The organism is Paenibacillus campi, from assembly GCF_034659835.1.
Lineage (GTDB): Bacteria > Bacillota > Bacilli > Paenibacillales > Paenibacillaceae > Saccharibacillus > Saccharibacillus campi.
The window spans coordinates 618,109-641,932 of sequence record NZ_JAXSQZ010000001.1 but is presented as its reverse complement, the minus strand read 5'-3'; the positions used below and the strand labels follow the sequence as shown (position 1 = coordinate 641,932).

The 23,824-nt window shown below is 47.3% G+C and carries 20 protein-coding genes; 5 read left to right on the top strand and 15 right to left on the bottom strand.

From position 1 onward, the window contains the following. The first annotated feature begins 624 nt into the window (after nt 1–624). The gene (locus U1I11_RS02475) at nt 625–1,647 is read left to right on the top strand and encodes a hypothetical protein (protein WP_322903507.1); all 1,023 of its coding nucleotides are present in this window, start codon (nt 625–627) and stop codon (nt 1,645–1,647) included. Between the two features lie 534 nt (nt 1,648–2,181). Then, nucleotides 2,182–3,186 (top strand): hypothetical protein, encoded by a 1,005-nt coding sequence (locus tag U1I11_RS02470; RefSeq protein WP_322903505.1) that lies wholly within the window; start codon nt 2,182–2,184, stop codon nt 3,184–3,186. Between the two features lie 241 nt (nt 3,187–3,427). Here U1I11_RS02470 and U1I11_RS02465 read toward each other — a convergent pair whose 3' ends face one another. Further along, nucleotides 3,428–4,315: a tautomerase family protein gene (locus tag U1I11_RS02465; protein WP_322903503.1), complete on the bottom strand. Its 888-nt coding sequence runs from the start codon at nt 4,313–4,315 to the stop codon at nt 3,428–3,430. Between the two features lie 160 nt (nt 4,316–4,475). On the opposite strand from U1I11_RS02465, the gene U1I11_RS02460 reads away from it, so the two are divergent. Beyond that, nucleotides 4,476–5,348, top strand: a complete 873-nt coding sequence (locus U1I11_RS02460; RefSeq protein ID WP_322903502.1) for a LysR family transcriptional regulator — start codon at nt 4,476–4,478, stop codon at nt 5,346–5,348. A gap of 60 nt (nt 5,349–5,408) precedes the next feature. Next, the gene (locus U1I11_RS02455) at nt 5,409–5,699 is read left to right on the top strand and encodes a hypothetical protein (protein WP_322903500.1); all 291 of its coding nucleotides are present in this window, start codon (nt 5,409–5,411) and stop codon (nt 5,697–5,699) included. Here the strand turns inward: U1I11_RS02455 and U1I11_RS02450 are convergent. Then, complete coding sequence (locus tag U1I11_RS02450; protein WP_322903498.1) at nt 5,633–6,343, bottom strand: O-methyltransferase; 711 nt, start codon at nt 6,341–6,343, stop codon at nt 5,633–5,635. The genes U1I11_RS02455 and U1I11_RS02450 overlap by 67 nt on opposite strands. 625 nt (nt 6,344–6,968) lie before the next feature. Between U1I11_RS02450 and U1I11_RS02445 the strand changes: the two genes are divergently transcribed. Then, nucleotides 6,969–7,862, top strand: a complete 894-nt coding sequence (locus tag U1I11_RS02445) for a LysR family transcriptional regulator (protein WP_322904471.1) — start codon at nt 6,969–6,971, stop codon at nt 7,860–7,862. Nucleotides 7,863–8,135: 273 nt separating this feature from the next. Here the strand turns inward: U1I11_RS02445 and U1I11_RS02440 are convergent, their stop codons facing one another. The 13 genes from U1I11_RS02440 to U1I11_RS02380 form a co-directional block, all read right to left on the bottom strand. Then, nucleotides 8,136–10,115 (bottom strand): PTS fructose transporter subunit IIABC, encoded by a 1,980-nt coding sequence (locus tag U1I11_RS02440; protein ID WP_322903496.1) that lies wholly within the window; start codon nt 10,113–10,115, stop codon nt 8,136–8,138. Nucleotides 10,116–10,431: 316 nt separating this feature from the next. Next, on the bottom strand, nt 10,432–11,343 hold the full coding sequence (gene pfkB, locus U1I11_RS02435; protein WP_322903494.1) for a 1-phosphofructokinase: 912 nt from the start codon (nt 11,341–11,343) through the stop codon (nt 10,432–10,434). Nucleotides 11,344–11,345: 2 nt separating this feature from the next. Next, nucleotides 11,346–12,092: a DeoR/GlpR family DNA-binding transcription regulator gene (locus tag U1I11_RS02430; protein WP_322903493.1), complete on the bottom strand. Its 747-nt coding sequence runs from the start codon at nt 12,090–12,092 to the stop codon at nt 11,346–11,348. A gap of 534 nt (nt 12,093–12,626) precedes the next feature. Continuing rightward, a complete protein-coding gene (locus U1I11_RS02425) occupies nt 12,627–12,779 on the bottom strand; it encodes a hypothetical protein (RefSeq protein WP_322903491.1) in 153 nt (50 codons plus the stop codon). 29 nt (nt 12,780–12,808) lie between these two features. Next, nucleotides 12,809–13,717 (bottom strand): ABC transporter ATP-binding protein, encoded by a 909-nt coding sequence (locus tag U1I11_RS02420; protein ID WP_322903489.1) that lies wholly within the window; start codon nt 13,715–13,717, stop codon nt 12,809–12,811. Continuing rightward, nucleotides 13,710–14,756, bottom strand: coding sequence for an ABC transporter ATP-binding protein (locus U1I11_RS02415; protein WP_322903487.1), 1,047 nt, complete (start codon nt 14,754–14,756; stop codon nt 13,710–13,712). Before U1I11_RS02415 ends, U1I11_RS02420 begins: the two co-directional genes overlap by 8 nt. 12 nt (nt 14,757–14,768) lie before the next feature. After that, entirely contained in the window at nt 14,769–15,614 is an 846-nt protein-coding gene (locus tag U1I11_RS02410; RefSeq protein ID WP_322903486.1) for an ABC transporter permease, read from the bottom strand. A gap of 4 nt (nt 15,615–15,618) precedes the next feature. Next, nucleotides 15,619–16,569 carry an ABC transporter permease gene (locus U1I11_RS02405; RefSeq protein ID WP_322903485.1) on the bottom strand — a complete coding sequence of 317 codons (951 nt, stop codon included), beginning with the start codon at nt 16,567–16,569 and terminating at the stop codon, nt 15,619–15,621. A 76-nt stretch (nt 16,570–16,645) separates the two neighbouring features. Continuing rightward, a complete protein-coding gene (locus tag U1I11_RS02400) occupies nt 16,646–18,256 on the bottom strand; it encodes an ABC transporter substrate-binding protein (protein WP_322903483.1) in 1,611 nt (536 codons plus the stop codon). A gap of 530 nt (nt 18,257–18,786) precedes the next feature. After that, nucleotides 18,787–19,884, bottom strand: coding sequence for a pectinesterase family protein (locus tag U1I11_RS02395; protein ID WP_322903481.1), 1,098 nt, complete (start codon nt 19,882–19,884; stop codon nt 18,787–18,789). A 67-nt stretch (nt 19,885–19,951) separates the two neighbouring features. Next, nucleotides 19,952–20,872 carry a dienelactone hydrolase family protein gene (locus U1I11_RS02390; protein ID WP_322903479.1) on the bottom strand — a complete coding sequence of 307 codons (921 nt, stop codon included), beginning with the start codon at nt 20,870–20,872 and terminating at the stop codon, nt 19,952–19,954. 43 nt (nt 20,873–20,915) lie between these two features. Beyond that, nucleotides 20,916–22,292 carry a glycoside hydrolase family 28 protein gene (locus tag U1I11_RS02385; RefSeq protein ID WP_322903477.1) on the bottom strand — a complete coding sequence of 459 codons (1,377 nt, stop codon included), beginning with the start codon at nt 22,290–22,292 and terminating at the stop codon, nt 20,916–20,918. A 2-nt stretch (nt 22,293–22,294) separates the two neighbouring features. After that, complete coding sequence (locus U1I11_RS02380; RefSeq protein WP_322903475.1) at nt 22,295–23,485, bottom strand: glycoside hydrolase family 88/105 protein; 1,191 nt, start codon at nt 23,483–23,485, stop codon at nt 22,295–22,297. Between the last annotated feature and the right edge of the window lie 339 nt (nt 23,486–23,824).

Sequence of the window (23,824 nt, the reverse complement as noted above, 5' to 3'; positions counted from 1 at the left end):
TTATATCGACCGTAGCAAATGATATTTTTACAGTTTTTTGCAAAAAAATTGTTTTTTTATCGGTATTTTTTGTATCGCTTCTTTTCTCTAACCCCTTGTCTAGAAACGATTTGCAGCATTTTGTAGCATTTGCAGCAAAATGGATACGCTGAATAAGCTGTCATGTTTTAATAACTTTTGCAAAGCTGGAATTGTTATCCTTATCATTCGAATGCTGCGGGAAAAGATCAGATCGTTTATTTTATTATCGATGCACATATGATCATTACGAAACAATCATAAATGCGCATATATGCAAATGATCTGGTCGCTTCACGTTTCGGTGGTCATCCTCCTACAATGAATATAAGCACTTACTATTATCGTTTTATTAATTTTAATGAATATAAAGGAAAAGTATGCATGAAACTTGCTTGATCTGTTGATTGCTGTGTATAAAGTAAGTATACATCTATGTCATAAATTGTAAGCGTCACAACTTTGGCGTTGTTAAAACGTCTATAAAGTAGCTGCTTCTGGCAATAAGCAGCTATAACGAAGCCGCAATTGATGAACAGAGATGGCCATGACAGCAGCACTGCCAAATGCTGCTCTGCTGTCACTAAATAGTTAAGGGGGTTAATCATGAACAAACAAGGACAACATCCTCAACTAGCACGTCATTCCCGCTATACAGCAAAGCGATACGCTCGTCCGCTTGCGGCAGCCGTGCTAGCAACGGTTATGCTCGGTACAGGCGCCGCTTTGCCAGCTTCGCTGCTAAACGGTGCCTATGCAGCCAGTAGCACTAACGCTACTGCCACTACGGGCGCCAAACAAGCGGTTAGCGCAGACACTGCACAACGCTCGTACAATTTATTTGTACAGCGCTTGCAAAAGCCGAGTACACTTGGACTAGCACGCGCCACACTCGTTAATCGCATCAAACAATTCGATCCGTACCGTGCCAGCATTGCCGTATTGCAACTGGAAAATGCTTATATGAAACATATGGACTATGCGTCAAATCTAATTTATAAAGAATCGATTCAAGATGAGCTGCTGCGTAATTACAAAGGCAATATGACGATCCAACAAGCGGCGGCAACACTGACTCGCAAAGCCGATCGCGCGGCATTACAGCAACTCGGTGAAATGGGCTATCGACTGGAGACGAGTGAAGGTGTATTTTACCCGATTATTGATTATCCAGCCTTTAGCACCTTTTTCCCTTACATTAATGCTGACATTAAAGATTACATCAACATTATGGCGGCTGAAGTGAAAGCGCCGACAGCGTATGATGCTGGCATCGTTATCCCAGCTTCAGAACTGCTGAAGCGCGGACTGGCAATGGAGACATTTTTAAATCGGTATCCTGTATCCAATCGGCGGACAGCGGTTGCAGACAATTATCGACTGATGAAATTTTACATTTTTTCCGGTTCTGACAATACGCCATTATTCGATCCACAAACGTCGGAAATCGATCCGCAGTTTGTAGCAGGGTATCGTAAAGTGCTAAACAGTTATAGCGCTCAACAAATTAAAAATAGCCAACTGCTGACCAATGTGTCCGATTTGCTTAAACTGGTCGATCAAAATGGCGGCAAAAGCACAAGTGCAGTTGAGCAATTTCTAAAGCAGCGTGTAGGTGATTTATTTTAGCGAATACGGTACGCCTGTATCGCTTTCGTAAAATAAAGTACATTGACCACTTTAAATTTTAATTTCAAACTTGCTACAAGTTCTGAGCTATAGAACATCAATAAGCAATTCAAGTTAATGTTTAAAACGGTCGATTTAAGAGCGGCTAGACGTAGTTGGAGCGCAGCAATGTACATATTAGCAGTATGTGCAATTGCTGCGCTCCCTATTGATTAGCATACTATCGGTTGGCATCGTTGTGATTGTAATCATTACGGTTCATACAATGTGCATCGGTACGATCGGTGCTGCTCAATCTATCTTTTCATTATACTGTGATTTAAAAATAATAAATCTTCGTTTCTATTTGCTACTTGATCTTCAACGATCAATAGACATTTTCTTCATTTATCAATAGATTGCTACACCAAAATTAATGTCTTTTCTTTTTTATCAAACAAGCTACAATGAAGAAGAATGCAAACTAGTTCACCAGCTTACTTACATACTGTAGCATTCTCTATTTCCATTATCATACAAAGGAGTTAGTTATTTATGACATTTAAACAAAAACAGGCACAGATCACATCATCCGCTCAGCCGACACGCGCTGTTTGTCCACTCGCAACTGCGTTGCTAGCTACCGTGCTGCTCACTACAGGAGCAGTCTTGCCAGCCTCATTGTTGCAGCATACAGATGCAGCCAGCACAGGCACGACGCAAGCAACGACTAGCTCGGCGAATGCGCAAAAAGCTTACACTATGTTCGTGCAGCAACTGCAAAAGCCTGCCACCTTCGCGCAAGCACGTGCCACGCTAATGAAATCCATTGCGCAATTTGATCGCAATCGTGCCAGCCTTGCTGTATTACAATTGGAAAATGCTTACAACAAACACCGTTCATTTGCTGATCAGTTGCTGTCTCAATCAAGTGTGTATGAGGCGTTGGAAAAAGTATACGAGCCAGGTATGACAATGAAACAAGCAGCAGCAGCCGTAAAAGGCAAAACGGCTCGGCAAGCGTTACAACAACTCAGTGATATGGGTTACCGGTTGCAAACGGTGGAAGGCTCTTTTTATCCTGATATCGATTATCCGGCTTTCAGTCCATTGCTTGCTTATGTGACACCGGATATTCGCGATTATATGAACATTATGGCTACCGAAGCGAAAGCGCCGACTACGGATGATAACGGCATTATCATTACACCGACCGAACTGCTGAAACGCGGACTGGCGATCGAATCATTTGTAAATACGTATGCTACATCCAACCGCCGGGCAGATATGGTAAGACAGTATAAAAATATCCAGCTAAACATTTTTTATGGCGCTTTGAATACACCTGTATTTGATTATGACACGCTGAAAATGGATGCGGAATTTGCAGCGGATTATCGTAAGGTGCTTGCTAGCTATAATGCGACGCAAATTAAACAAAGCGCCATCCTGACCAATTTATCCGATCTATTCCAACTGCTCAAACAAACGAACGGCAAGCAAACAGACAAAGTAACCCAATTTCTGAAACAGCGACTTGGAGAAGGTAAACCGTTTTAATCGTATTGACGTTAATATTCCTTTGCTGCTGAAAATAAGCGACTGTATCAGCTCGACATGTTTAAAAGCCGTCCTTAATGAGGGCGGCTTTTGTTGTACGTATGCCGTTTATACAGCGACGGATTTAGCTTTATCTTGATATGGTTACTGCCCGAATAATACAGCAAATCATAACATCATAAGCATCATGTTCTGCATCATCTGTTAACGTTCTGACGTTCGTTTCAGTTGCCTAACTCCACTACAGATTCGATTGTGTTTGCTCTTGCAGCACAAGCAAACTAGCAGCAGCGGCAGGCCAACCTGCATAAAATGCCAAATGGGTCATCACGGCAGCCAGCTCGGTAATGGTGATGCCATTTTGCTGTGCAAGGTCGATATGATACGGTAACTGTCCAGTATGACGACCGGCAACTAGCGCGGCAATCGTTAGTAAACTGCGCTCGCGTGGGCTTAGCTCCGGGCTACACCACAGATCGCCAAACAATACTGTTTCGCTATAACGGGCAAAATCGGGCGCAAGCTCGCCATATACATGCTGTACGTTAGAAGTTGGCGGCATAGTTGGCTGGCTATGCAACTGCGCCGCAGACGTATGCTCGTGATCCGTCTGTAATATTGCCGTTTGAACCTGATTAGTATGTGAATGTACATCGTTCGTCTGTAATGGTTTTGCAGTCTGATCATAGTGATCATGCGCATTTGCCATATGATCAGATGCGACATCCCAATCGCCATGTTCGCGCTGGATCATCTGTGCCTGTCCATTACCAAAACTCCAATTGTCCAACCCTGTCTCCACCAGCACAATAAACACATCCTGTTTGCGCACACCTGCCTGCTGTTGCAAGCGTTCAGCGGCACAGACGTAAAAAGCTTGTTTTTGTGCTACACTGCGCCCGGAACCAAGCGTAATCTGAATGTACAACAATCTGTCGCTGCGCTGCACATCGAGATACGTTTCATCATACATAAATTGTCCCTGCTCATGAGCGTGAAACACTTGAAAAAAATCATGATCCGGCACTTGAAAATGCTGCTGCAATGCGTGCATCAATTCGTGGCTAATCTCGGTAAGTTGCTCGTTCGTGTACGCTTGCTGACGGTAGCTAATGCGAATAAATGGCATGTCTGTTCCCTCCTGTATCGTTTAACATCGTTCATCATTGTACAAATGGATCATGCATCGATCGCTTCGTTGATCTGTTATTAGTGTACAGCCTCCTTCTTCATTCGTATAATTGAAAATAATAAATATAAAATTCAATTTTTTGAATGGAGTTTTGAGCATGGATTTAAAACAATTGACTACATTTCGCACTATTATACAGGAGGGTACATTTTCACGTGCTGCCGATCAGTTGCATTATGCTCAATCTACCGTAACAAATCAGATTCAGCGCTTGGAAAAGGAGCTAGGGTTTCAATTGTTTAAGCGTGGCTGGGATGCCGAGCTAACCGAAGCGGGTAAATTGTATGCTGCCGAGGTGGACAGTCTTATCGCTCACTGGCAGCATGTACGGGATCAGGCGCAGCAGCTTGGGCAGGAGGAACGCGGCAAATTGCGAATCGGGATCATCGAAAATGCGTGTACAGCGCTGCTGCCAGCTGTAATGAAACGCTTTGCCAAACAGAAGCCAGGTATTCACTGCGAGCTGACCGTTGGCAATACCGAGACGTTAACGCAACTATTATTAGAACGCCGGATCGATCTGGCGGTATGCGGTGAACCGCACCAGCTCGATAAGCTGCATTTTGAGCCATTGTATGAGGAACAAATTGTATTTGTCGTGCATAAGCAGCATCCGCTAGCACAAGCAGGCAAATTGCAGCAAGCGGATTTGCAGCGTTATCCGCTCGCAGCGGGCGGTCAAAACTGCCTCTACTATGTACGACTGGAAAAAGAGCTGGCACGGCTGAAACTGCAACCTTTCATGCATACGATCAGTCAAGTATCCGCTATACCCGCACTTGCCGCTGCCACCGACAGCATCGGTGTCGTACTCGGTTCTACCCCGCTGGCAACCCATATGGTGCAGCTAGATTTCCCACTTATGGAGCCTTTACTGGCGATTGGCTTGCTGTTGCCGCGTGAGCCAAACTATTTGCCGGTATCACGCCGTTTGTGGATCGATATTGTACGCGAAGAAGCTCAGCGTTAATCGACGCTGAGCTGTAAGTTGATTCGGCATAGAGCGGTCGCTAATCCCAGCTAAACTCAGGTGCGTCTGCGTCTGCGTCTGCGTCTGCGTCTGCGTCTGCGTCTGCGTCTGCGTCTGCGTCTGCGTCTGCGTCTGCGTCTGCGTCTGCGTCTGCGTCTGCGTCTGCGTCTGCGTCTGCGTCTGCGTCTGCGTCTGGCTGATTTTGAACAAAATAAGCGGATGGTCAAGCTTTACTTTGTAGTTGCTATATTTTATAAAATTGTACGGTGTGAACTTCACTCGGATTATCGTGCGACATCTCCTACAATTCCTAGCAAAAATCCGTCATATCCTTTCTCGCCCACCGTCTGAATTGTAGTTACATGACGCAAACGCGGTTCATCATGGAGCAGATCATAAAACTGTCTCACCCCACGTACACGTGGATCAGTACTATGCGGATCGATAATCTCGCCTTCGCGCACAACGTTATCAGCGAAAATAACCGTACCTGGATGCGAAAAATGTAGCGCCCATTTCAGATAAGCCGGATTGTTCGGTTTGTCCGCATCGATAAAAATAAAATCAAATGGCTGCACTTGCTCCTCATCAAGCTGCTGCAACAGTTTCAGCGCTTCGCCGGTACGCTGTTCGATCCGCTCATATACCCCCGCCTGTTCAAAGTTAATGCGCGCGACAGCCACATGATGTTCCTCCAGCTCCAACGTTATTATTTTCCCATCTTGCGGCAATGCTTGCGCCATCCAAATCGTGCTATATCCGCCAAGCGTACCGATTTCCAATATACGCCGCGCACCGGATAACATAATCAATTGCTGTAACAGCGCCCCTTGTGCCGGAGACACATCGATCGGTGGCAAATTCGCCTGTTGGTTGCGGTGCAGTATTTGTTCGAATAAACCTTGTTGCAGGTAGAGACGCTCGTTTACATATTGGTCTACTTCATACCAGTTATTTGCGGCATTGATCTCATTTCGTTGTCTTGGTGTCATCATATTCATTCACGCTCCTGTTTGTAGTAGGCGACGTTACGGTTGGATAGATAAAAGTAACAAGCTAACCTGTACGTACTAAGGCATGTACGCAAATTTGTATAATGCGAGATGCACTTCACTACGGGCAGGAAATAAGGAGTCTGTCCTCTTATTGCTTACCGCAGTGGTGGCGATCCCAACACGCCAGGTTTGCCTACACGCCCTAGCACCTGATTAGATGCGATAATGTTGGAACATACAAGCTAGGCTGTTGTCGGATCAGGTAAAATAACGCTCATACACACAAGCATTTTCATTATCTGATCCCGTACTCTAAACGCTGGAACAAGTGTTATTTTTGTACTCAACTACGGTGTATCGTCTGCCTCTGATATGAGCATACTGCGTTTTAATTGATAAATATAATATATATTTATGATCTATTCATAACTTTAATATATGATTATGATGAAATTACATCCATCATTAAGCGGTCACCATTCAACATCAAGTTTGCATAGGCTTAAACTTGTTCATGCTCAAACGATACGACAGAGATACACATCATCTGCATTAAAGTAAAACAAGCTACGATGTTAAACATAAGCAACATAATACTAAATAAAGAACGGAGTTGGTTACGATGATGAATCTGCACGCTTTGCGACTTTTTTATACGATTGCGACTACCGGCAGTGTTACGCGGGCGGCAGAGCTGCTTAACATTAGTCAACCTGCCATTACGTCACAAGTGAAACGACTGGAACAGGAACTTGGCATCGGGCTGTTGCAGCCTGCCGGGCGTGGCATTCGATTGACAACCGCAGGGCAGACGATGTATGAAATGGCTACGCGCTTGTTTGCAGTGGAGCGACAAATGGAGCAATGGTGCAGCGATATGCAGCAAGGCACCGTTGGCTCGATCTCGCTGGCGGCTACGTATTTACCGGCTCATGTTCTGTTACCGGGCTGGCTGGCACGCTTTAAACGGCAATATGAGCAAGTGGAATTGACTATTCATACGACTAACTCTGCCGATGCACTGCGCATGTTGACCGCTGGACAGGTCGATCTGGCTATTTATGGTGGTCTACCCGAGCGCGAAACAGAATGGGTGCGGACAGAACAACTATTTCGCGACGAATTATGGTTTGTCGTCGCTCCAGGTCATCGGCTGGCGAATCGTCATATTACGCTGGCGGAAATGATGGCGGAACCGTTTATTATGCGTGAACAAGGCAGCTCGACGAGAGAGCGTCTGCTATCGCTATGCCGTACGCATAATGTGCCAACTCCGCGGATCGCCCTGCAATTTAACGGATTGTATGAAGCGATTCAGGCGGTCATTGCCGGGTATGGTGCTAACTTTGTATCGGCTTTAATTGTGCGTGATGAGGTGGAACGCGGGCTGCTTTGTCGTGTGTATGTAGATGAAGTGCAATTGTATAATACGATTGCCGTATGTATGCGTAAAGGGGAAGAACCGCAGGCGGCGGTACGACATTTTGTCGATCTGATCCGTTCGCAGTCGCTGCGTTGAGGACGTCATGCTATTTTGTCATTTCGTGCTTTCGTTTTATAGTGATGTACAAAAATAAATAACTAAAAGCCTGTTATTACGCGTACTCCATCAGGATATCATAATAACAGGCTTGGATCGCTTCACTCGCAGCCATAGCTAGTGACGATACATCGTCCAGCCATAACAAGCAAAAACTCGTCGCTATTGAAAGCATAGATTATATTTTAAATGGAGCTGACAGTGCAAGATCAGGCGACCGAATCGGATTGAGTGTGTCTATTCAAGTTCGGATTAAGCCGCTTTTTGCTGCTGTTCAGCTAGCTTTTGCGCAATCGGCTTTTTCCATACGCCCAGGATCAGACCGGAAATGACGGAACCGATAATAACCGCCAACATGAACAGCAATGCATGGTTCGCCAGTGCAGCTACGAAAATACCGCCGTGTGGTGCAGGCAGGTTGATGTGCCACAATTGGGTCAGACCGCCAGCGACCGCCGAACCGATAATGCAAGAAGTCAGAATACGCAGTGGATCAGCCGCTGCAAATGGAATCGCGCCTTCGGTAATAAAGGACAGACCGAGCACATAGTTGGTCAGACCGGATTTGCGCTCTTGCTCGGTAAATTTGTTTTTGAAAAACGTTGTAGCGAGTGCAATCGCCAGTGGTGGCACCATACCGCCTGCCATAACCGCTGCCATCATCATGCCGTTTGTATTGCCGCTCGATGTGAACACACCGATCGCAAACGTATAGGCAGCTTTGTTAAATGGCCCCCCCATATCGATCGACATCATACCGCCCAACAGCAGACCGAGAATAATCGCATTACCTGTACCAAGATTGTTCAGTACGTTAACAAGCCAACCGTTAATACCGCCAAAAATCGGGTCAAAAATGAAAAACATAATCGTACCGGTAATGAGCAAACCGAGTACCGGATAAAGCAAAATCGGCTTCAAACCATCAATCGTTCTCGGCAAACCAGACAGCAGTTTACGCAGGAAAACAACGACATAACCTGCCAGGAAACCGGCAGCCAGACCGCCTAAGAAACCGGCGTTAGAATGTACCGCCATCAGACCACCGACCATACCAGGCATCAAAGCTGGACGATCACCGATACTCATCGCGATAAAACCGGCAAGGATCGGAATAAGGAAGAAGAACGCGCCATCTCCGCCACCGATCGTTTGCAGCAACTTCACGAGCGCATTGTCTGCGCCGAGTGTTTGCTCCAGCAAGAACGAAACAGCGAGCAGAATACCGCCACCGACAACGAATGGCAACATATGCGAAATACCGTTCATCAAGTCTTTGTAAATTTTGCTGCCGACGCTTACTTTTTCGTTTGAACTACCTTCGTCAGCAGCGCCTTTACCAGAGCTACGATATACCGGCGCTTCTCCGTTCATCGCTTTACGGATCAGTTCTTCCGGTTTGCGAATACCGTCACTAACCGGGCGTTGTAATACCGGCTTACCATCAAAACGATCCATGTCTACCTTTTTGTCAGCAGCGACGATAACGCCGCTCGCACGGCGAATTTCATCCGCAGTCAGCGGATTGCCTGCACCTTCAGAGCCGTTTGTTTCCACGCGGATCGTTACGCCCATCTCCTGTGCTTTTTTCAGTAGAGCATCTTCTGCCATAAAGGTGTGCGCGATCCCAGTTGGACAGGCGGTAACTGCTACAACGAATGGTGCAGCGCCAGTCAGCGCGGCTGTCGCCTCTTGTTCGCGTGCATTTTCAGTTTGCTGTTGTGCTGTTTCTTTGGCAGCTTTGGCAGCTTGTTTGGCGGCTTCTTTGGCATCCGCTTCCGCTTGTTTTTCGTCGAACAGTGTCGCCACTTCGTCCGGTGTATTCGTATTCATCAATTGGGCGATGAAATCGCTATCAATGAGCAGCTTGGACAATGCAGCTAGTGTGCGCAAATGCGTATTGGCAGCACCTTCCGGAGCAGCGATCATAAAGAACAGATGTGCTGGTTCACCATCAAGCGATTCATAATCAACGCCTTGCTTGCTTTTGGCAAATACAACGGTTGGTTCGTTCACCGCTTTTGTTTTGGCATGAGGCATCGCGATACCGCCGCCGATTCCTGTGCTGGATTCGCCTTCACGCTTCAAAATCATTTCTTTGAACAAAATCGGGTCATTAATACGGCCGCTGGATGTTAGGCTAGCGATCAGTTCGTCGATTGCCGCTTCCTTGCTCACCGCTTGCAAGTCCATGATCATAACTTCCTTGATCATCAGATCAGTAATTCTCATTGTGTACACTCCCTTAATCTCAATCACCACAGGCTGTCGCGCTTCGGCAGGCAACCCCGGTGTGTAAATGGATTATGACTGATTGATTTCGAGTCTATAAATCGTCAAACAACAACTACCAGCATAACGAATCGTTAAAACAGTGAGCACGCTTGCTAATTATGCTATTTTGCAGTTGAGAATAGCACAGTTTTATCTATAACTATATTTCATGCCCATCGATGCAGATACACGCGTTAGGCGTGCATCTGCTAGATCGGTTCGTATACGCTGTAAAATGGACAAATGGGCGTTAACATCATGAGCATAGATCAGATTAGAGACGGTTCACTATTACTTGTGGCAGCAGTTCATCGATCTTCGCGCGCTCTGCCAGATCATCGGAAAATGCGGTTGCACTTCCGGAAGCAACGCCAGTGCGGAACGCTTCCAACGGGTCATTGCTAAGCACGAGTGTGCCGACAAAGCCACCGATCATCGAATCGCCTGCACCGACCGAGTTTTTCACCTGACCTTTTGGTACGTTTGCATGGTAAACTTCGTCTTTGGTCACCAACAATGCGCCATCACCAGCCATCGAAATGAGCACATGCTGCGCACCAAGTTCCAGCAACTTACGTCCGTGAGCGATTAGCTCCTCACGGCTGTTAATTTCGGTTGCAAACAGTTCGGACAGCTCATGGTGATTCGGCTTCACTAGCAGCGGACGATGCGGCAACGCTTGCAGCAATGCTTTACCTGTCGTATCGATCACAAATTCAGCGCCTTTTTGTTTGCATACCGCAATCAAACGCTCATAAAAGTCGCCGCCGAGCGAAGGTGGAACACTGCCGGACAGCACTAACACATCGCCCTGAGTGAGCACAGACAATTTGTTTACCAATTGATCCGCTTCATCTGTACTGATCATTGGGCCAAGACCGTTAATTTCCGTTTCTTCGCCATGCTTCAGCTTGACATTAATACGCGTATCGTCACCGATAAATACGAAATCGGTTGCAATCTGATCCTGCTTGAGCTTGTCATCGATATAATGCCCGGTAAAACCGCCTAGAAAACCGATTGCCGTATTGTGTGCTCCAAGTTGGTTCAAAATACGGGATACATTGATACCTTTACCACCAGGAAGCTTTAAATCACGCTTCATCCGGTTCAATTCACCAAGCTTTAGTTCGTCAACTTCCACGATGTAATCGATAGAAGGGTTAAGTGTTACTGTGTAGATCATAGTTATCCCTCGATTATCTTAGTTTTATTCAAAATGGACGGACGGGAATGCACCGGCACCGACTCGGTAATAAGCACCGCTTCTTGCAAATCGAGCAGCCGTGCAAACGTGACTTCACCGATTTTGCTCGAATCCGCCAACACATACGTATGGGCGGCAAGCTCATGCGCACGCCGCTTGATCATCGCTTCCTCGGGGTCAGGTGTCGTATAACCCATTTCGGTATCGACCCCATTCGCCCCTAAAAAGCAGCGGTCAAACCGAAAATTGTCCATGCTCTGTAACGCCATACTGCCTACAACCGCTTTCGTATGCAGTTTCATTAACCCGCCGAGCAGATAGCTACGAATACGCTTGTTTACGAGTGCATCGACATGAGACAGTCCATTGGTAACGACAGTAATGTCTTTTGCATCGATATATGGAATCATTGCCAGTGTTGTCGTACCTGCATCCAAATAGATACATTCGCCATCCTGAATCTCACGGGCGGCTAGACGAGCAATTATACTTTTTTCTTGAACGTTTGTGAAGGTTTTTTCTTCCATACCAGGTTCCTGATTTTTCGGATGCAGCAATGTTGCTCCACCGTGGATACGCCTAAGCAGTTGCCTTGCTTCCAGGTCGATCAGATCGCGCCGTATCGTTGATTCTGAAGCCCCGGACACATCGACCAGTTCTTGTAATTTCACAATACCGCGTTCCTGTAAGCGCTCTATAATCAAGTTGTAACGTTCCTCTGTAAGCATATTCATTCCTCCAACTGCTCTATATACTACCACAAACGTCGCAAAAAACAATCACTCTCCTTCAAAATAATGCAAAAAGTTTCAACAATCGACGAATTTCGTTCACAAATTGGATGTTACTGGCAAAATGAGGAATGATGCCTTTTTTATTCCTGTGTTTGTTATCGGCTAGTTTCGTTTCGAATTACAGTATTTTACAGAAAAAAAGAAGCCGTTTCATAAACGATTAGGTGGAATCGTTCATAAAACGGCTAGGTGGCAGAGCGCTTGAGCTTTAAGCGGTTATTTTGGTTACAGGAGGGCAAACTTGCTGTTTACGTAACATCCCAAATTCACATTGAAATGGAGACAAAAGCATCGTTCACTAGCATACGATTTACACTATTGAACAATGACGAGTACAGACTCTCAAACAGACCTATCCATTTATGCCAATAGATCGTAAAACGATCTTTAGTTCACTATATTTTCGGCATAGCATCTATAGTGAATACGTACTGTTCTGTTTGTGCTAATTAAAACTAAACCGTTGGATTATGTTTGTAGCAACTGCTGTGCAGGTACGGTGCTCAATTCCAGCAACTGTTGTTCCGACCAGCCTTGCTTGCGCAGCGCTTCCAGCAGCAATGCGTCCCATTGGGACAGCTTTACTTTTTCCGCTATGTGCGGTGGTGTGAGATCGGTCATTGTAAGTGTACCTTCCTTTCATTGATCATTTATTTATAATCAAAAGCGACGAAGTGCCCTGGGCTAATTTCTTGCAATGGAGCGGCTTGTCCGTCATTACGAATCGTAGTGAAGCCATCTAGCCGAATACGCTCCGCCACTTTGCCAGGATCGGTTTCCAAAATGGACGACAACAGTGCACGTGTGTACGGATGCTGCGGATTTTCGTACAGTTCATCACTGTCCGCCACTTCCACAAGCCGTCCTGCATACATCACACCGATGCGATCGGAAATATGGCGCACCATCGATAGATCATGCGCAATAAACAGATATGTCAGCCCAAATTCCGCCTGCAAATCTTCGAGCATATTAACGACCTGCGCCTGTACAGACACATCTAGCGCCGAGATTGGTTCATCGCATACGATAAACTCCGGTCGCACCGACAATGCGCGCGCGATCGAAATACGCTGCCGCTGCCCACCGCTAAATTCATGCGGATACCGGTACAAATGCTCACGGTTCAAGCCTACTTTTTCCAGCAGCTCAGCAACAATTGCTTTACGTTCGTCACCTGCTCCCACACCGTGAATGTTCATCGGTTCGCTGATCAATTCCAGCACATTCAGGTTCGGATTAAGCGACGAATATGGGTCTTGAAAAATCGACTGAATGCGCCGGCGGAAAGGTTTGAGCGCCTTTTCGCTTAGCCCGCCGAGCGGTTGACCAGCAAATGTCACCTCGCCAGCCGTATAATTATACAGCCGCAATATACAGCGTCCGACCGTAGATTTGCCGCTACCTGACTCACCGACAAGACCGAATGTTTCGCCACGACGAATTTGAAAATGCACACCGTCGACCGCATGCTGCACACGGGTCGGCTGACCGCGCCAGTTGCGCGCACTGACAAAATGTTTTTTTAAATGATGCACATCAACCAGCACTTCACTCATGATGCTCTGCTCCTTCCACTGCTGACGTACGATCCGCATCGCCTGCACCTACAGCTACCGTTGCCGTTGCCGCTTCATGAGCGAGCCAGCACATCGAATAATGCCCTGGCTCCGTCTCGGTAACGGGCGGCATATTTGCACAACGTGCATAAGCTTGCGGGCAACGCTCTGCAAACGGACAACCGGCAGGCGGATGCAGCAAATTAGGCGGCGTGCCTTCAATCGGCACCAGCCGCTCACGCGAACCACTGCCGCGTTTAGGCAATGAACCGAGCAGCCCTTTTGTATACGGATGCTGTGGACGGTAGAAAATATGCTCCACACTTCCTTCTTCCATAATCAGCCCGCCATACATGACAATGACGCGTGTGCACACTTGTGCGACGACGCCAAGATCATGGGTGATCAATGTGATTGCTGTATCGGAATGCTGTTTTAAACGTTTGAACAGATCGAGAATTTGCACCTGTATCGTTGCATCGAGCGCCGTTGTTGGCTCGTCGGCAATGAGCAGATCAGGCTGGCAAGACAATGCCATCGCGATCATTACCCGCTGCCGCATACCGCCGCTAAATTCATGCGGATATTGCCGCAAACGCGCTTTGGCATCGGTAATGCCCACTTCTTGCAATAAACGTTCTGCCTCTTGCTTCGCCTGCTGTCTGTCCAACCCACGGTGTCTGCGCAACACTTCAGTCAATTGCTGACCGATCCGTTTTAGCGGGTTAAGCGAAGTCATCGGGTCTTGAAAAATCATCGAAATGCGATTGCCGCGCAGCTTGCGCCATTCTTTTTCCGACCATGCCAAGCAATCTTGTCCGCGAAACCGAATGCTACCAGCGGTAATCTTGCCAGGCGGCGCGATCAAGGACATGATCGAACGAGCAGTTACGCTTTTGCCGCTGCCGGATTCACCGACGATGCCAAGCGTCTCACCTTTGTCCACGTAAAAGCTAATGCCACGCACAGCTTGATTTTCACCATCACGGGTCGCAAAAGAAACGTTTAAATTGTCCACGCAAAGCAGATGCTCTGTCATGATCCATCCCTCCTATCTTCGGTTTAACTTCGGTTCCAAACCGACCCGTAATAGGTCACCTAACACATTAAAACTAAGCACGGTCAGCAAAATGAGCAAACCCGGAAATATCGCCATATACGGCGCCTGCGCAATATACCCTTGCGCATTGTTCAGCATGCTGCCCCATGTCGCATTGGGTGGCTGTACACCAAAACCGAGAAAGCTGAGCGACGATTCCATCATAATCGCAGAGGCGATATTGTTCGTCGCGCCGACGATAATGACTGGAAGCAGTCCGGGCAAAATATGATGGCGGATCATCCCACCTCCACCTTGACCGGAAGCACGTGCATACAGCACATATTCGCGCTCTTTAATGCTCATCGTCTCGGCGCGCACGATCCGCGCCACATTCATCCACATTAGCAGCGCGATAATGACGATAATATTGCCCACACTTGGTTTCAAAAATACACTAAGCAGCAGCAAAATTAGAAATGACGGAATCGAGGAAATTACATCCAGTGCACGCATAAGTACACTGTCGATCCAGCCGCCAAAATAACCGCTCATGACGCCGATCGCGACACCGATCGCGGTCGCCAAAATCATCGACGCAAAGCCAACGAGCAGCGATACCCTACCGCCATATAGTGCACGGGCAAAATAATCGCGCCCATAATCATCCGCACCGAACCAGTGCGCCGCTCCAGGCGGGGCAAACGGTGTCGTCGCATTCATTAGATTCGGATCATACGGCGACAAAAAAGCAAAGATCGCGCCCAGCGTCAGTACGATCAATACGAACAGCGCCGCCATCCCCGGCTTGCTGCTCAACAGTTCACGTTTTAATTGGTTCCATTTATTGCGATTCATCACGTCACCCCTTTGCCTTCATACGCGGGTCTACTACAGCATACAAAATGTCCGCCGCCAAATTACCCAAAATGAGCAGCAATGACGAGAACAATGTGATGCCCATAATGATCGGATAGTCCATCCCTCTAACGGCAGTCATGCCCAGTGAACCGATACCAGGCCATGAAAATACCGTTTCGGTGACGATCGCACCGGCGACTAGATCGCCCATCGACATCCCGAGCAGCGTAATGATCGGCAACAGCACATGCTTGATCACATGCCGGAACAAAATCGTCCATTTATTGGAGCCAAACGCATATTGAATTTGTACATAATCTTCTTTCAGTTGACCGATCGTACTGGAGCGAATATAGCGCAAATAACCTGCCAGAAAACCAAATGCCAACACCGAGCATGGCAAAATCCCATGTCGAATCACATCGCCAACCGACTCTGTTCCAATCGTGCGCATGCCCATACTGGGCAACAATGACAGCTTGATCGCAAAAATATAGATCAGCAAAATCGCCAGCCAAAACAGCGGCACCGAAATGCCGATATAAGCGATCAAATTGATGATTTTGTCCACCCAGCGATTGCGGTTGGCACCAGCAATCAAGCCGAGCGGAATCGCCAGCAGCACCGCAATTGCAATCGCGCTGCCCATCAGTCCGGCTGTCGCGGGCAATCGTTCTACAATCTGTCCAAGCACCGGCTGATGATTGACGAGCGAATAACCGAGATCACCTTGTAGTAGCTGTTTTAACCAAAGCCCATATTGCACATATGCCGGACGATCCAGCCCGAGATTATGACGGATACGCTCGATATCGTCTGCATGCATATTCGGTGTGACAAACGACAGCACCGGATCACCTGGTGCGAGCTTAATCATCGCAAAACAGACAATCGAAACGAAAAACAATAACGGTATCGTTTGCAGCAAGCGACGGATAATCATTTGCCTCATATTCCGCACTCCCTTCCCCACAACAAAATAAGCCGGGAAACCGGCTTATTTGCTGCTTTCATTATGAACATGGACTTTATTGTTTTTGATAAATTTTGGACAAGTCTTCAAAAATAACGACCGGCTTTAATACCGCTTGTTCCAAACCGCCGTAATTTTTAGAAATGGCAACGATTGTTTTCGTATATGCAATCGGATAGATCGGTGCATCTTCGGCAATGATCGTTTGCAATTGTTTGTAAATGGCAGCACGTTTAGTCGGATCGCCTTCACCAGAGCCTTCTGCAAATAGCTGATCCACCTGTTTGTTGGCATAATGCGTATAGTTGGACGACGAATCGCTAGTGAACAAAATCCGGTACGCATCAGGGTCATAGCCCATAATGTAACCGCTCAAGGCAAGCTCATAATCGGTTGCATTGGCATTGACAAACTTCTGTCCAAATGCGCTTGCATCCATATTTTGCAGCTCGACATCAACACCGATCTCTTTCAGCTTTTGTTGCACATACAGCGAGACCGCTTCCTGCACTTTGTTGCCGGATTGTACGATCATCCGCAGCTTCAAATTCGTAATGCCTTGCTGTGCGAGCAATTGTTTCGCTTTAGCAGGATCATTGTCATAGGTTGGTACATCGTTCGTCTGGTACAATCCGTCCGGTGTTTCAAATGAACGCGCCGGATCAGCATATTGGTCAGATGTATACGCCGTCTGAATTAGTTCCTGACGATTCAGTGCATACGAGAGCGCCTGCCGCACTTCTTTTTTAGACAATACGCCAGTATCGCTTTTTTCATTAAACAGCAAGTAGGCTAGACGTCCTTCACTGTACGACTGGATATCAAAATTGCCAGTCGCCTGAATCGTCGCTACATCGCGTGGATCGAGATATTGTACATTGATCTCACCATTTTGTAGCGCCAGATTAGCGGCATTAGCGTCTTTGGCGATGCGGTATGTTACGCTATCCAGATACGGCTTACCGCCAAAATAATTGTCAAACCGATCCAACGTGACGTATTCGCCTGTTTTGTATTCTTTAAATTTAAATGCGCCGGAGCCGATCGGATTGTTGTTTTTGCTGCTCTTTTCCAGATCGGTTTCGCCTGCAAAAATATGTTTTGGAATCGGTGAGACTTGTACGAGTGAAGCTTCAAACGCCGGGCTCACTTGCGGCAATTTGAATGCAACCGTCAAATCGTCCACTTTGGACACTTGGATCGGTTTGTTGTTAATAATAAAGCCAGCGCGCAGGAAGCTATTTTGCTTCTCATCCAAAATGCTGTTAATCGTAAACACCACATCATCTGCGGTCAGCTTTTGTCCATCATGCCAGGTCAGATTCTTTTTCAGTTTGAGTGTGTATGTAAGTTGATCCGCAGAAGGTTGCAAACTTTCAGCCAAATAATATGTCTTTTTACCATTATTCACTTGAAATAGCGGTGCATACAACGCCTGATCAATCGTCAAACTGACACGATCGCCTGCATACAACGGATTTAAAATGACCGGATCAGCCGCTACGCCAATAATGAGGCTGCCGCCATCTTTCGGTGCGCCTGTATCGGTCGCTGACGTTTCTGTTGTTGTCGATGCTGTCGAGCTGCTACCGTTATTGCCTGAGCAAGCTGCCAGCAATACCGTAAACAGCATCATAATCACAAGACTTTTAAACTTTGTATTCATGTTGTCCTATCCCCTATCGATAAAATATACTATGTTGCTTGTTTATAATCTGTATAGTATATCGGTTTAGTAGGAATTTCAATATTTTTAATTTCCCTGCTGTTCCATTTTTTATAACAAACAGTTTATTCGGTTGTGGATGAAGTGCTGTTATATACTGAATTATGCAGTATGGGCGCGGGTTTATCGGTTTATAGATGTTATGTACCGCTATTTCAACAATCCGACTATTATTATATATGTCACAGTTGTAAACGCGGATAGAAAGCGTACTATGCTAATAGGGTCGAACTATTGTTGGTCATTTTACCGATGTATAATTGGTAGTCGAGCATGGTTAGATTACATTCAAGCTTATATCACCTCTCCCTATCATATCGCACAAAAAAGCCGTGCTCATCGATTGAAGCGCTACATCCGATGAGTACAGCCTGTATGCAAAATGTTGCTTGCAAAACTTGCTTGCAAAACTTGCTTGCAAAACTTACGCTTGCACCGAGTCGCTAGAGGCATCGTCACCACCAGCTCATTTACTCTTGCCAAAATACGTCATTGTCAAACACGATCCGCCGCTCCCACTGCTCCGCGCTGTCTGCCAAACAATCCGCCCAGCTCACACGCGTTTGTCGCAATGCTGCGGCATGTTGGGGATCGTATTCCTGATACACTACCGTACGCTCATTGTCCGGATTGTCCCAGTTATGCCAGCCTGCTGGATCGATATGCTCACCAAGACGACATTGTACAAACACCGTCCGCGCATATTCGCGCCAAGGTCGTCCGAGAAATACCGGTGTAATGTTCGCATCTCCGGTCAGCCAGCAGCGATGAAATACATACCCGAACGGCTGTCCTACCGGGGTTGATGCTGCTGTAATGTAGGTGGCATGATTGCGATAATGACGCAAGCTGTGAATATGACAATGGTCAAAATACGCCGTCGCCCCACCAAAAATAAAATCAATCGTGCCTTCGATATAACAGTTCACATACAGCTGGCGATACTGTGCATGCTTATGCCTGATTTCGGCGCCGCCAAATTTGGCGCGTTCCTTCGGTTTGGGCGGCAATGGCCCGGTAAATAGCGTATCCTGATAAGCGCGTAGCGTACAATTTTTGAATACAGCACGGTCGCAATAAGCGGTCAGCGCCACCGCTTGTCCGATGTTGTCCCCTTGTCCTGCCGTATTGCTAATGATTATATTTTCAATCAACAGATCACTGCCGCCCAAAAATACGGTTGGCGTTGCAAATGTGCCGATCTCATCGCCTTGCTCATTGCGTTCACGTGCATGACGGCTGCTCGTAATCTCCACCCTACCGATACCACACAACCGCAAATTGGAATTGTGGATCATGACCGCTTCCTCATACACACCTTCCAGTATGAAAATAGTATCCATTTCACTTGTTTGATCGTTATCGTTCGCTTTGATCTGCTCATTCGCCTGTACCGACTGCGACCAAAAAGCACGATCTGCCGCTTGATCCGACACTGCCGCAATAGCGCTACTACGCACACATATATGTGTCGTTGCCAAAGCAGCGGCGCCAAATTCCAGCGCATCAACCGCTGCTTGAATCGAATCATAATCGCAAAAAGACGTTGTGCCTACAATAAGCTCCATCGTTTATCATCGCTCCTTTCGTGCATACGAACTAACGTCAACTGTGCGCTACCTAATCAGCTATACGCTACATATACTTTTGCAAAAATGGCATCCACGCCGCACGCATTTCCATCGTTTCCATATGCCCACCGCTACCGATCATCGGTTGCCAATGTTCAGCACAACCTGCGGCAGCGTAAACGTCAGACAAGCTAGCAGCCAGATGCTGTACCCCTTCCAGCGGACATAATCGATCATGCCGACCGACTAGACTCATGCGTGGACGCGGGGCGATTCGGCGTTGAATATCGAGTGTCGTATACTGTTTGAGCAAGCCAGGTACATATGAATAAAAGCCATGATGATCCAGTCCACGCTTGGCGATCAGTGTATGGGCATCGACCTGGGCGGCAATATCGACAATAACACGTACACGTTCGTCCAGCGCTGCCAGCCACCATGCCATCAAACCGCCCATCGACATGCCAATCGTACCGATCCGGCTGCCGTCGATATCGTCCCGACTGCACATATAGTCAAGCAAACGGCGATTATCGTACAGCATCATGCCCCACATTACCTGACCGTGCCAAAGCATTTCTTTAACCGTCTCACTCTCCGCACGACCGCTGCGTTCGCCAAAACACCACATATCGATACAACAGACCGCATAGCCCATACCTGTCAATACAGATGCAAACGACGGCTCCTGCAAATAAGCACTACTGTACAACAACTCACGCCGTCCGGCAGTATAATTGCCTCCATGCGAATGGTTAAATACGATCAGCGGATAAGGAGCTTGCCCATCTAATGGAAGTGCAATCGATGCCGGCACCCTTTCCAGCCCGTTAAGTTCTAAAAGTACCGTTTCCAGCATATAACCGTCCTGCTGTCTGCGCTCCAGCAATTCGCTACCTATCGGTTCTGGCTGCGGCAAATCACCTAACAATTGCCATAGTCGATCATCGTTTTCACCTAACGAGCTATGCGACGAATCTTTCATAACTATGCCTCCTTTCTTGTTATACTTACCGATGTACTTATCGTTAAGACTGAACAGGCGCTTCCGATTCGGCGGGCGGCTCCACAGTCACTCGTTCCACTAATAGCTCCTCGCGTTTCGTACGGCGTGAACGGCAATCGATCACATCCACATCTTCACCGTTTTCGATATAAAAGGCGGCGCCTTCATGATTCTCAATCGTCACACGGTTAAATCGTACGTCACGCGCATTGCCCACATAAAAGCCGCGGTTGTTCATTTCTTCGATCCCTGCCATCATCGCCGGTCGCCCTGGAATCGCATCTTTTGCCATCGAAATATCGATATCGGAAAAGGTAATTTCAGATACGTATTGCTCTGCCAGTCCGTACAGAAATCCGGCTGCCGCATGTACACGCCGTGCGGTAATGTTGGCAAAATGAATACGCCGAAAACATGGCGTTTCGGCGGTAATCGGGTACGGATTTTTGTCCCATACATATCGATCCTTACCACGCGGGCCGCAAAAATAATACAGATTCATAATAAATGGACAAATCACATCTTCCATTACAATATTACTGATGCGAATATCTTCCACAATGCCGCCGCGACCGCGACGTGATTTGAGCCGGATACCGCGATCGGTCTGTTTGAACACGCAATTGCTAATCGTTACATTGCGAATATCGCCACTCATTTCGCTGCCGATGACGACACCGCCGTGACCGTGCATCATCGTACAATTAACGATCGTTACATTTTCACAGGCGATGCGCTCAGCTGTATCTTCTGTGCCTGATTTGATCGTAATACAGTCATCGCCCACATCGATATGACAGTTGCTAATATGCACATTGCGACATGATTCCGGGTTGATGCCATCCGTATTGGGCGAATCCGCCGGATTGTGAATCGTAATATTGTCTACCGTCACCATTTCACAGCAGATCGGATTGACCGTCCAGCTTGGCGAATTACGCAGCTGCACATCCCGAATCGTGATGCGGGTACAATGATGAAAGCTAATTAACTTTGGACGCGGATACAGAAGCTGGTCGGGATGATCGCGAAACAAATCCCACCATGTTTGCCCATTGCCTTCGATCACACCGCTGCCCGTAATCGCAATATTGTGCAATCGCTCTCCATAAATGCACGATGCATACACTTGTCGTCCTACGCCTTCCCAACGTGAATCGACCACCGGATAATCGGCTGGATTCGTACTAAACGACAGCACCGCCCCGGCGCTCACATGCAGTTCAATATTGCTCTGCATCCTAATCGCACCCGTATAATACGTACCTGCGGGAATGTATACCGTGCCCCCACCTGCTTGTGATGCGGCAGCAATCGCCGCGGCAATCGCTGCCGTCGATAGCGTATCCGTATTTCGTACAGCACCATAATCATCGATATTGTATAAATAGTTGCTCATCCTTATGCTCGCCCCCTGCTTATCGAAGTGTGATGATGAACGACTGTATCATCTGCTGACAAAACATGCTCATACTCAGCACATGCCAGCAAAAAGGCACCTAGCCCTTTCTGATCATTGGTCACGATCGGCTCGCTAACATAATAAGCAAATGTGCCATCACGCTGCGTTGCTCCGCCTAACCCTGCCACTTGGCAATTTTTGTTGTAATTTACCCACCCTTCCTTCGTTTCCAGCACAAATTCCGAGATCATGCCCGCATACGCCCAATCGGTCGCCTGCTGCCATTCTGGTGCCAGCAAGCCAAGCCGTATGCCTTTTGCCATCGCGTACACAAACATCGCTGTTGCCGATGCTTCCAAATAATTGCCTTTACGATCGCCTTGATCAAGCACCTGATACCATACGCCTGTCTCGGCATCCTGATAACGACGAATCGCTGTCAGTGTGTCGGTCAGCATCCGCTGTAATTCCCCATAGTGGGCATGCTCGGTCGGCAGCAATTCCAGCACATCGACGAGCGCCATGACGAACCAGCCTAACGAACGCCCCCAGAAATTAGGCGACAATCCGGTATACGGGTCTGCCCAAGGCTGCTGCTTTTTCTCATCCCATGCATGATAAAGCAGCCCTGTGTTCTTATCACGTGTATGCTGCTCACAGAGCAAAAATTGACGGGTCACATCATCCAGCCCTCGTTGTTGTTCTGCTCCTTGCTCATAGGCAAGCACATATTCGAGATAAAATGGCGCCCCCATATACAGCCCATCCAACCAGATTTGATACGGATAAATTTGCTTATGCCAAAACGCACCTTCCGCTGTGCGCGGATGTGACCGTAGTTGCTCTCGCAGCAAATCCGCTGCCTGACGATATCGCTGCTCGCCTGTCTGTCCATGCAGCATAAACAGCAGCTTGCCATTGTTAATATGATCGATATTGTATTCATCCTGACGATAACCGCCAATCGTACCGTCTTCATACACAAAATGATCGATATTGTTGCGGATATATTGCCAATATTGACGATTCCCGGTCTGCTTCCATAACAACTGAAATCCTTTTAAAATGACACCATAGTCGTACGACCATTTGCCACGATGCTCCGGGTCTTCGTGCAAATACGGCATACGCTGCATAATAGACGCGGCAGTACGTGTTGCCCAGCGGGATTGCTCGTCAAATAAAGTCATGATAAACCTCCTGCAAAATGGATTGGATACTAGGTTGGAACTAGCCCTACTATAAAATGAAGACAGACAATCAAAACGGAGCAACGGTTTGCCTGCCACCCTTACAGATGCGCAGCAAACCGTTGTACGTTTAGCAGCATAGAACATGCAGACAAACATGTGTACCTTGCTCATAGTTGTAACCGTTATCAAAACTCTCTAGTTATAATGCAACAGCCCGCCGCAATCCAGATCAGTCATACCGATCGTTGGTGGTAGTTTACTTCATCCTGCATGTAGCTGTACTTAGATCATAAGAAATACGTTCAACGATGTGCAACCTTTGCTTCCGGTCGAAAC

Bases quoted from the DNA above. Each gene is read 5' to 3' on its own strand.
- U1I11_RS02445 (WP_322904471.1), top strand. From the start codon at position 6,969: ATGAATCTGCACGCTTTGCGACTTTTTTATACGATTGCGACTACCGGC.
- U1I11_RS02475 (WP_322903507.1), top strand. From the start codon at position 625: ATGAACAAACAAGGACAACATCCTCAACTAGCACGTCATTCCCGCTAT.
- U1I11_RS02420 (WP_322903489.1), bottom strand. From the start codon at position 13,717: ATGAGTGAAGTGCTGGTTGATGTGCATCATTTAAAAAAACATTTTGTC.
- U1I11_RS02400 (WP_322903483.1), bottom strand. From the start codon at position 18,256: ATGAATACAAAGTTTAAAAGTCTTGTGATTATGATGCTGTTTACGGTA.
- U1I11_RS02415 (WP_322903487.1), bottom strand. From the start codon at position 14,756: ATGACAGAGCATCTGCTTTGCGTGGACAATTTAAACGTTTCTTTTGCG.
- U1I11_RS02425 (WP_322903491.1), bottom strand. From the start codon at position 12,779: ATGACCGATCTCACACCACCGCACATAGCGGAAAAAGTAAAGCTGTCC.
- U1I11_RS02395 (WP_322903481.1), bottom strand. From the start codon at position 19,884: ATGGAGCTTATTGTAGGCACAACGTCTTTTTGCGATTATGATTCGATT.
- U1I11_RS02465 (WP_322903503.1), bottom strand. From the start codon at position 4,315: ATGCCATTTATTCGCATTAGCTACCGTCAGCAAGCGTACACGAACGAG.
- U1I11_RS02460 (WP_322903502.1), top strand. From the start codon at position 4,476: ATGGATTTAAAACAATTGACTACATTTCGCACTATTATACAGGAGGGT.
- U1I11_RS02430 (WP_322903493.1), bottom strand. From the start codon at position 12,092: ATGCTTACAGAGGAACGTTACAACTTGATTATAGAGCGCTTACAGGAA.
- U1I11_RS02380 (WP_322903475.1), bottom strand. From the start codon at position 23,485: ATGACTTTATTTGACGAGCAATCCCGCTGGGCAACACGTACTGCCGCG.
- U1I11_RS02405 (WP_322903485.1), bottom strand. From the start codon at position 16,569: ATGAGGCAAATGATTATCCGTCGCTTGCTGCAAACGATACCGTTATTG.
- U1I11_RS02440 (WP_322903496.1), bottom strand. From the start codon at position 10,115: ATGAGAATTACTGATCTGATGATCAAGGAAGTTATGATCATGGACTTG.
- U1I11_RS02385 (WP_322903477.1), bottom strand. From the start codon at position 22,292: ATGAGCAACTATTTATACAATATCGATGATTATGGTGCTGTACGAAAT.
- U1I11_RS02390 (WP_322903479.1), bottom strand. From the start codon at position 20,872: ATGAAAGATTCGTCGCATAGCTCGTTAGGTGAAAACGATGATCGACTA.
- U1I11_RS02450 (WP_322903498.1), bottom strand. From the start codon at position 6,343: ATGATGACACCAAGACAACGAAATGAGATCAATGCCGCAAATAACTGG.
- U1I11_RS02470 (WP_322903505.1), top strand. From the start codon at position 2,182: ATGACATTTAAACAAAAACAGGCACAGATCACATCATCCGCTCAGCCG.
- pfkB (WP_322903494.1), bottom strand. From the start codon at position 11,343: ATGATCTACACAGTAACACTTAACCCTTCTATCGATTACATCGTGGAA.
- U1I11_RS02410 (WP_322903486.1), bottom strand. From the start codon at position 15,614: ATGAATCGCAATAAATGGAACCAATTAAAACGTGAACTGTTGAGCAGC.